This window comes from Protofrankia sp. Cas8 (assembly GCF_963555845.1).
Classification (GTDB): domain Bacteria; phylum Actinomycetota; class Actinomycetes; order Frankiales; family Frankiaceae; genus Protofrankia.
Genome location: NZ_CAUVXI010000220.1, coordinates 1 through 9064 on the forward strand (window position 1 = coordinate 1; position 9064 = coordinate 9064).

Annotated in this window: 7 protein-coding genes and 1 pseudogene; 2 read left to right on the forward strand and 6 right to left on the reverse strand. The window is 68.3% G+C overall.

The window, feature by feature from the left end; all coding sequences use genetic code 11:
* From U9977_RS22895 to U9977_RS22905, 3 genes and pseudogenes are all read right to left on the reverse strand, one after another.
* Window positions 1-523: pseudogene (locus U9977_RS22895) on the reverse strand (substrate-binding domain-containing protein); the annotation flags it as partial.
* A 227-nt stretch (window positions 524-750) separates the two neighbouring features.
* Window positions 751-1836: an agmatinase gene (gene speB / locus U9977_RS22900; RefSeq protein WP_322751350.1), complete on the reverse strand. Its 1086-nt coding sequence runs from the start codon at window positions 1834-1836 to the stop codon at window positions 751-753.
* Between the two features lie 62 nt (window positions 1837-1898).
* Window positions 1899-2432: a hypothetical protein gene (locus U9977_RS22905; protein WP_322751351.1), complete on the reverse strand. Its 534-nt coding sequence runs from the start codon at window positions 2430-2432 to the stop codon at window positions 1899-1901.
* 259 nt (window positions 2433-2691) lie between these two features.
* On the opposite strand from U9977_RS22905, the gene U9977_RS22910 reads away from it, so the two are divergent.
* Both U9977_RS22910 and U9977_RS22915 read left to right on the forward strand, forming a co-directional pair.
* Window positions 2692-3927: a hypothetical protein gene (locus U9977_RS22910; protein ID WP_322751352.1), complete on the forward strand. Its 1236-nt coding sequence runs from the start codon at window positions 2692-2694 to the stop codon at window positions 3925-3927.
* A gap of 231 nt (window positions 3928-4158) precedes the next feature.
* Window positions 4159-5499, forward strand: a complete 1341-nt coding sequence (locus tag U9977_RS22915) for an ABC transporter substrate-binding protein (RefSeq protein WP_322751356.1) — start codon at window positions 4159-4161, stop codon at window positions 5497-5499.
* 200 nt (window positions 5500-5699) lie between these two features.
* Here U9977_RS22915 and U9977_RS22920 read toward each other — a convergent pair whose 3' ends face one another.
* From U9977_RS22920 to U9977_RS22930, 3 genes are all read right to left on the reverse strand, one after another.
* Complete coding sequence (locus U9977_RS22920) at window positions 5700-6380, reverse strand: ABC transporter ATP-binding protein (RefSeq protein WP_322751353.1); 681 nt, start codon at window positions 6378-6380, stop codon at window positions 5700-5702.
* Complete coding sequence (locus U9977_RS22925; RefSeq protein WP_322751354.1) at window positions 6377-7141, reverse strand: ABC transporter ATP-binding protein; 765 nt, start codon at window positions 7139-7141, stop codon at window positions 6377-6379. The genes U9977_RS22920 and U9977_RS22925 overlap by 4 nt, the downstream gene beginning before the upstream one ends.
* A partial coding sequence (locus tag U9977_RS22930; RefSeq protein WP_322751355.1) for an ABC transporter permease occupies window positions 7138-9064 on the reverse strand: 1927 nt, incomplete at its 5' end. The genes U9977_RS22925 and U9977_RS22930, both read right to left, overlap by 4 nt.

The window sequence follows — 9064 nt, forward strand, 5'->3', positions numbered from 1 at the left end:
AGCGCCACTGCAGGTCGTAGAAGGGATTGGAGAAGTCCGGCCACACCTGGCTGATGTTCGGGATGTAGCTGTGGTTCAGCGGTCGTAGATGGCCGTTGCCGACCAGCCTGGGGAGCTGGTCGTAGCTTGGCAGGTAGATGTCGTAGTCGACGGTGCCGGCCGCGATTGCCTCCAGCGCCACGCGGTTGTCGCTGAAGGTCGTCACGTCGACGGTCACACCCGTCGAGTCACGGAAGGACTTCAGCGCCTGCGGGTCGATGTAGTCGGGCCAGTTGAAGATCTTGAGGGTTCGGTCGCGTTCCGGCTGCAGGCTACCCGCGATGGGCCGGTTGTCCCCGCTGATGGGCCATAGCACCGGGTTGCCCGGGCTGGGTTTGGGCAGCCGCTGGTCGGTGACCTTGCCGGTGGACGAATCCGAACATGCCGCGACCAGCGCCGACAGTCCGGTCGCCGCGGCCGCGCCGATCGATCCGCGCAGGAACGAACGACGACTCGTTGCTCGCCGGGGCTGCCGTCCCTGCATGGGCGCCACCTCAAGTTCTCCGGGGACTGCGGCCTCCGTGCGCGCGATCTGACGATCGTCGCGCGCCCTTTGGCCCTCTAGGGGGAGTCTGCGGGAGAGTACCGGACCGTACTGTCCCTTATGTTCCCAAAAGCGGTTGCCCTGCCCAACAGAGGGTCCTTGGTAGCACTCCGCATGAACCCCTGATTGTGCTGGCGCTCTGGTCTGCCAGCACAATGCGTGACGTTTTACGTCGTGGCGCGTGGGTCGCGGCCGGGCAGGTCGGGCACGCCACCGGCGGCGGTGCGCCGACGATGGGCCAGGGCGGCGAAGATCTCCATCGCGACCCGATGGGCGTTGTTGACGGTGTTCTCGGCGTGGTCGTAGGGGGGCGAGACCTCAACGATGTCCGCCGCGACCAGCGGGGTGTCCAGCGTGATCTGACGGACTGCGCGCAGCAGGTCCGCGGGTGTCATGCCGCCTGGTTCGGGAGTGCCGGTACCCGGTGCGAAGCCGGGGTCGAGCACGTCGATGTCCACTGACAGATAGAGCGCGCGGCACCCGTCCACAGCCTGGGCGATCGCGTCGGTGACAACCGCGCGTGATCCGCGGTCCCAGATCTCGTGCATCAGGTGCCACCGCATGCCCTGTTCGCGCATCCAGGCGAACACATCCGCCGGCGGCCAGTAACCACGTAGGCCGACCTGGACGAAGTTGCGCCCCCGTACGGCTCCGGACTCGATCAGCCGGCGCATGGGTGTCCCGTGCGAGGCGAGGTTGCCGTCGATGATGTGCGCGGCGTCGGCGTGCGCGTCGAAGTGCAGCAGGCCGAGTTCCCCCCAGCCGACGGCATCGGCAACCCCGGACGCCGCCGGCCAGGTGATCGAGTGGTCTCCGCCGATGATGACCGGCACGATCCCGAGCCCGGCCACGGCGCCGACCTTCGCGCGGATGTTGCGGTGGGACGCCTCGGTCTGCCCGTGCGGGCAGTGGGCGTCGCCGGCGTCCACGACGTCGAGCCAATCGAAGATCTCAACGCCGAGATCGAGGTGATAGGTGCCGGGCTCGTAGGCGAGCGCGCGCAGGGCCCGCGGGCCGAAACGCGCGCCCGGCCGGTTGGTGGTCGCGATGTCGAACGGCGCGCCGACCACGGCGACGTCTGGGCGACGGGCCGCGAGGTCAGTCGGCGCCGGCAGCCACGGCCGGTGGCAGAAGGTCGCCAGCCCCTCATAGCCGGGGGCGTCGCTCTGCGGGGCCTTGTCCGTCGGGGCCTTGTCTGCCGAGGCCTTGTCTGGCGGAGGCGCATCGTCGGGAGCCTGGTCGTCGGCGGCCATCTGGTCAGCATGACGCCTCCGCCCGCGGCGCGCAGACCGCGGGCGGCAGCGGCGCTATTTGATCATTCTTCGTCGTGGACCCGTACCGCTTCCTCCTCGGGTGCGCCGACATACGGAGAGTCCTCACGACCGCGGCAGCGTCCGCCGATCGGACCGTGTGCGATGAGCTCGCCGGTTGTGACGTTCCGCACGCCCTCGTCATCAGCCAGCAGCGGCGGCGAGGCGTCCGCGACGCCGTCAGCTTCCAGCCCGCGCCCACCCGGCGGGTCGTATGGGGCATAGACATCGGACTCCAGGACGTCGCCTGACTCCAACCGTGCCGCCTCGGCATAGGGATCCGGATCGGGCTGCTCCTGGGAGAGCAACGAGTCCAGGGACTCACCCGCACGCTGCTCCGCTGCGGTCGTCCCGAAGCGCTCGCCGGGGCCGAAGCGATCGGGCGGATCCCAGCCGTCGTCGAGCGGGTCATGCCCCCGGTCGGTCGAGCCGAGGCCGTCGCTGTCGAGACTCTCGGACTGCTCGAGCGGACTGCCATAGGTGTTGATGTAACCGACGTCGACGCTGTCGATGTCGCCGTCCGGCATCAGCTGCGTCATCGTCGCCTCCCGGTTGGATCAATGGATTCTTGATCAATGGATGCTGGATCAGTGGCTTGCCGTCGTTCGGTGTCATCGGTGCATATTCCCGGGATGGACCGCGGGTAACACGCGAAGGCGGTCAGATCACCAAACCACTACGGGACACGCCTCAACCGCTCGCACGGAGCGCCAGGGTCACCACGGACGGACGACAGGTGCCGAAGTTGACCCACCCCGCTTGCAAGCCGATTTTGGATGGCGTATAGCGTCCGGGTTTGTGACTACTGTCGCGGACCGCATTCTTGAGCGGCTGGCAAAGGTTCCGGCCGGCCTGGACGACGGACAGTTGGCGGATGCGCTTGAGCTTCGCCGCCAGACCGTGAACCAGGTCTGCCGCCGACTGTCGGACAATGGGCGCCTGCACCGCGGGCCCGGCCCGAGCGGGCGCATTGTGAACAGGTTGTTGCCGCAGCACGATGCCTACCCGAAGCCCGTGCCGGCCCAGCCGTCCACGCCGGCCCAGCCACCCGTGCCGGCCCAGCCACCCGTGCGGTCGCCGGAGGACGAGGCTGCGCCGGCTGAGGCCCTACCCTCCCAGCGGGTGACCCGGGAGACCGACGAGGCACAGGTCGTCGCTGACACCGCGGCGAAACCGGATGCACGGACGGTTCCCGCGCCCCGGGATGGGGCTGACAGCGCAGTGCCGGCGAAGCCCGAACCGAAGCGGGCCGCGAGGCCGCCCCGTGCGCCCCGCAAGAAGTCCGGCTCATCGGCGACTGACGCTCCTGGACAGCCAGCAGCGCAGTCGTCGCTGTCCGAACCTGCGCTGGCTGAACCCGTGCTGGCTGAACCTGCGCTGGCTGAACCCGTGCTGGCCGAGCCGGTGTCGGTCGACGAGCCACCGCAGGCCGTCCTGGCTTCGACGCCGAAGCCACCTCGGAAGGTGTCGGTTAGGACGAAAACCGTCCGTACCACGTCCAACGGGCAGGTCGTCGACGGTTCGGTTGCAGAGCGGGCCGCCCCGCCGGTTGCGGAGCCGGCTGCCCCGCCGGTTGCGGAGGTGGCCACAGAGCCGGTCGCCACAGGGGTCGAAGCGTTGCCGGAGCCGACCGACGTTGTTCCTACCGTGGTTGTGCCTACCATCATCGTGCCGACTGTGGTTGTACCTACGGTCGTCGAAGCGTTGCCTGTCGCGCCCGGATCGACCGTCGAACGTGATCAGTTGTCCTCCACGGTGACGCTGCTGTCTACCAGCACACCCACGCCCGGTCTCAACGGTGCTGGCTCGGTTGCGGCTGGTCTCGTTGCGCCCGGTACCGCGCCCGGTACCGCGCCCGGTACCGCCTTCAGCGATGGCGAGTTCAGAAACGGTGACTCCAGAAACGGTGACTCCGGGGACAGCGAGAATGATGTTTTCGCGGAGGACGGTCAGGTGCTGGTATCGGCTCAGCCCATCGCGCCGGTGTCGCGCCGACGGTGGTGGCGGCGGTTTCGGACGGGCCACGGTGGTTGACCAAGAAATATGATCATGGAGGTTGGTGTGGCGGGGACGGTGGCGGTGGCGGCCAGACCGTAGCGTTGATTGCTGTGACGACAACGGCCGGGGCCTGGCCAGGCCCCGCGGGACGGTCCTGAACCGGCCCCGGCCTCATGCGGCGTTCGGTGTCGGAAGGACGACGCGCAGAATCCCAGCATGCGCAATAACGTCTGGGGCAACCAACGATCCCGGGGGAGAGTAATGCCCATACGAGCGAGGTCGCTCGTCGTCACAGCCGCACTGTCCGTCCTCGTGCTTGCGGCCTGCGGAAGCAGGGTGAGTAACCAGGGCACGCCGCCCAGCAGCCCATCCCAGGGGGGTGGCGCGAACCCCGCGTCGGACATCGGTGTGACCGCGAACGATATCAAGGTCGGTACCATTATCGGTCTGACGAGTCCGCTGGGGCCGACGACATTCTCCGGCTCCCTATACGGGGCCAAGGCGTACTTCGACGCGCTCAACGCGGCCGGCGGCGTGAACGGCCGCAAGGTGACGTTCGTCCAGTGCGATGACCATGGCAGCGGGCCGGACAACGCAGCGTGCGTGCGCAAGCTCGTCGACGACCAGAAGGTCTTCGCGTTGGCCGGGGTGGCGGCGTTCAACTATGACGGAGCGCCGTACCTCAACTCCAAGGGCGTACCGGACATCGGTGGCCAGCCGATCAACAACGCCTACGACCAGTATCCCCACCTTTACTCTCTCTACGGTAGTTACTACCCGCGGGACGGCAGCCGGCCCGGCTACGGCGGCACGCTCTATGCGGGCACGGAGAACTACCGGTGGCTCAAGGAGAACCTGAGCACCACGACCGCGGGGGTCGTGTACTACAACATTGCGCCTTCCCAGCGGTATGCGAAGTCGGTCGCTGACGGTCTGCGTCGCGAGGGGTACACGGTCGTCGAAAAGGAGATCAATTTCGGACTGCCAAACTTCGACGCCGCTGTGCTGGACATGAGGGCGCGCGGGGTTGACGTGATCTTTGATGCGATGGAGGACAACGGCAACCTGTCCCTGTGTAAGTCGATGCAGGCGCAGGGGTTCACGGTCAAGGCGAAGGTGACCACGTCGCAGGGGTGGACCGACACCTTCGGTAAGACGTTCGCGGATACGTCGGGCTGCCGGAACGCCACCTACGCGACCAGCTGGACCCGCAACTACAACGACACGAACAACCCGGCCGTGGCAAAGTTCCGCGAGGCAATGACGAAGTACCAGCCTGCGCGCGAGGGCCAGCTGAACATGTGGACGCTTGAGGGCTATGCGTCCGCCGCGTGGCTCACCGATGCGATGAAGTCCTGCGGCGCCAACCTCACCCGCGTGTGTGTCGAAAGTTTCATGAACCAACCGCAGGACTACAACGGTGACGGCCTGCTCGCTCCGCGCAACTTCACGAAGAGTCCCACCCCTCCGCCGAACGATCGCAACTGCATCGAGGTCGTCCGGTGGCAGGACTCGGCGAATGGCGGGAAGGGAGGCTGGGTTACACAGGGTAAGGATTTGGATACCAATTGCTTTGACGTCCCGAACCTGCCCTACCCGGCCGAGTAATACCGGCTCCGGCGGTGCGACCGGGTTTGTCGCATCGCCGGAGGCCGAAGTCCTCGGGTTGCTGGCCAAAGGCGATGCGATCGTGGTTCTGTCGCATCGCCGGAGGCCGAAGTACTCGGGTTGCTATTGGAGCGCCCGGTCCGGCCGGTGGGTGACCATCGACCGGACCAGGGCCTGTCAGCCCCGCGACGCCGCGTCCCCTATTGTCGGTCGCCCTTAAGCTCGGCGGGATCGCCGACAAACGAACACTCGCCGCGGTGCAGCACATAGACGACGTCTGCCAGGTTCAGGGCTTCTTCGGTGTACTGGTCGGCGAGCACGACCGTTGTGCCACCGACGGCCACGGTTGCCAGCCACTCGAACAGTTCGCTCGCGATCTTCGGTGAGAGGCCGAGTGACAGCTCGTCGACGAGCAGTACCTTGGGGCGGGCCAGCAGGGCGCGGGCGAGGGCGAGCATCCTCCGTTCCCCGCCGGACAGGGTCCCGGCTCGCTGGGTGAGCCGTCTGGCCTCACCCAGACGGGGGAAGGCTTCCAGCGCCGGCGAGATGTCCCGATGGCCCGACGCCTCCACGATGATCTGAAGATTCTCCCGCACGGTGAGGCTGGCGAACACCGCCCGCTCGTCCGGCACGAGCATGAGGCCTGCTCGGGCGCGGTCCACCGTGGACATCTTGGTGATCGTCCTGTCACGCCAGGTCAACGATCCTGACCGTAGTGGTAACACGCCGGCGAGCACCCGCAGCGTGGTGCTCTTGCCGGCGCCGTTGACCCCGAGCAGCGCGGTGACCTTGCCGGCCGGAATGGTCAGGTCGAGACCGTGCAGAACTTCGATGGTGCGGTAGCCGGCCCGTGCTCCGGTGAGTATCAGTTCGGCACTCATGCCAGCGGCCCCTGGGCAAGGTAGACGGACCGGACGGTCGGGTCGTCGCGGACAGCGGACGGTTCGCCCTCGGCTACGATGCGTCCACCGACCATCGCGTACACCTGGTCGGTGACGGAGAAGACCAGCTCGACATCGTGGTCGACCAGCAGGACGCCGACCCCTTCGGCGGCGACCTGGCGGAGCAGCGCGGACAGCCGCTCGGTTTCCTGCCCGTCGAGGCCGCTCGCGGGCTCGTCCAGCAGGAGGACATCCGGACGGGCGCACAGTGCACGGGCCAACTCGACCAGGCGCAGCGCACCCGTTGACAGCGTCCCCGCGGTCACGTCCGCAATGCCGGTGAGACCGAGTGAATCGAGCGTACGGGTCACCATCCGCTGGGCTCTGACGGTGCCGTGTGGTGTCAGCCCGAACAGCCCACCCGCGTAGTCGCGGCGCCTGTTCTCGGCGCCGACCAGGAGGTTGTCCACGACGGTCATGCTGGAGAACAGCGACGGCACCTGGAAGGTCTGCACCAGACCGCGGCGGGCGCGGACGTCCGGGGACATCCGGGTGATGTTGCGTCCGCCGAGTGAGACCGTGCCCTTGTCCGGTTTTTCCACCCCGGTGAGCAGGCTGAACAGCGTCGACTTCCCGGCACCGTTCGGCCCGATCAGTCCAGTGACCTTGCCTGGCGCGACGGTTATGTCGACCTTGTCGACCGCGGTGAGCCCGCCGTAGCGGCGAACCAGCCCGCGGCCGCGCAGCTCGGCTCGGCTCACGGCGTCATCCCCGGACTCGTCAGAGCCTCCGAGCGGGCCGAAGCCTTCGAGTGCGTCAGCGCCTCCGGGCGCGTGACCGCCCGCACCCGGGCTGCGAGGGCCTGGCCGAACGGGGTCAACGTGGTCGCATTCGCGCTCGACGGGTACGGGTATCCGACCGGCACCGCGGCGACGGTGCCGGCGGTGCCGACGGTGCCGGTGGTCAGCCCGGCGGATGGGAGAGACGATCGAATCCCGCTCGGGACGGGCAGCGGCCCGGCGGCCTCGGTACGGTCCTCGGCAAGACGGCTGTCCAGGAACGTGACCACGCCCCGGGCGGCGGGGATGAGCCCACCTGGCAGCCAGCCCAGAGCAAGGGCGAGGATGCCGACGGCGAGGGTGGCTGAACCGGCCGGGGCCAGCGTGTCGATGGTGACGATGAAACCGGCCGCGACAACGGCGCCGACAGCACTGTCCGCGCCGAACACGACGACCGCAGTGAACCACAGCAGGCTGTTGAGCGGGGAGAACGTTTCGGCGTCGAAGGAGGAGGTTCCCAGCATCAGCAGGGCACCGCCGAGCCCGGCCACGACCGAGGAGACGGTGAACGACAGCAGCTTGAGGTTGCGGACGTCGACGCCGACCGCGGCCGCACCCTCGGTGTGATCGCGCACCGCCAGCAGCGCCCGGCCCAGCCGCCCTTCATGGAGGTTGCGGACCACGAGCACGCCCAGACCCAGGCAGGCGAGTTCGACGACGTAGAACCAGCGGTCGGACAACGCATGGTGGGCCATGGACAGTGGCGTGACATGCAACTTGGAGACGAACGTCTGCTGCTGGAACACGAAGCGGGACACGACCGCGCCCACCGCGAACGTCGTGAGGGCGAGGGTGAGACCCCGTCGCCGGATCGCGGGGTAGCCGGTGAGCAGGCCGACCGGGGCGACCAGCAGCGCGCCGAGTAGCAGGGCGACAAGACCGGGTAGCGCCGGCAGCCCGAAAAGCTCACCGGCGGTGAGCTTGGCGGACAGCAGCGCGCCGAGCCCGGCGTAGCCGGCCACGCCCAGCGAGACCTGGCCGCTGTAGCCGGTGACGATCACCAGTGACAGGAAGATCAGAGCGATGGCCGGCACGGTGAAGGCATTGCGCAGGTCTGCCGGGGCGAACGTGAGGGGAGCTAGCAGCAGCGCCGCGCCGCCCAGCTTCCCCAGGACATCGCGGCGCTGTCCGCCGGGGCCCGGCGGGCGCGACGGCGGCGCGCCACGACTGGAGAAGCGGCCGGTGGAACCGGCGTCTCCGCCGAGCTCGCGCAATCGGGGGACCAGCAGCAGTAGGATGAGTAGCGCGGCCACGAACAGGTTGGACTGCACGGCGAGGAACAGCGCCGCGAACCTGCCGGTCACCTGGAACTGGCTCAGTTCGCTTTGCAGGATGCCGATGGCAAGGGCCGTGATGACCGCACCGGGCATGCTGGACAGGCGGGCGGCGACGACCACCGCGAAGGTCTCCAGGACCAGCAGGGTGAGTCCGTACGGGGTGAGCTGCAGCCGCGGTGCCAGCAGGATGCCGGTGAACCCGGCGAGGGTGGTACCGACGGCCCAGCCGGCAGCCGCGACCCGGTCGGCTGGAATCGCGGAAAGCTCGGCGAGCTGGCGGTCGTCCACCACCGCCTTGACCTGCCGACCGAAAGGGGTGCGGTTCGTGATGACCCCGAGGGCCACGCACACGGCGATGACCAAGCCCAGTTCGGCGAGCGCGTCCACACCGATGCGGTTGTCACCCGGCAGCACGACCGCGCGGGCTGGGAACAGACTCGGCGCGTCTCCGCGGGAACCCAGTCCCCAGATCCCAGCCGTCATTCCGACGGTCAGGACCAGCACGCCCAGACTCGCCACCAGGGATTCGGCGGCGGAGGCGCGCCGGCGGGCGAGCGGGCGGAAGACC

Excerpts from the sequence above, each read along its gene's own strand:
- speB (WP_322751350.1), bottom strand. The coding sequence starts at position 1,836 with ATGGCCGCCGACGACCAGGCTCCCGACGATGCGCCTCCGCCAGACAAG.
- U9977_RS22905 (WP_322751351.1), bottom strand. The coding sequence starts at position 2,432 with ATGACGCAGCTGATGCCGGACGGCGACATCGACAGCGTCGACGTCGGT.
- U9977_RS22920 (WP_322751353.1), bottom strand. The coding sequence starts at position 6,380 with ATGAGTGCCGAACTGATACTCACCGGAGCACGGGCCGGCTACCGCACC.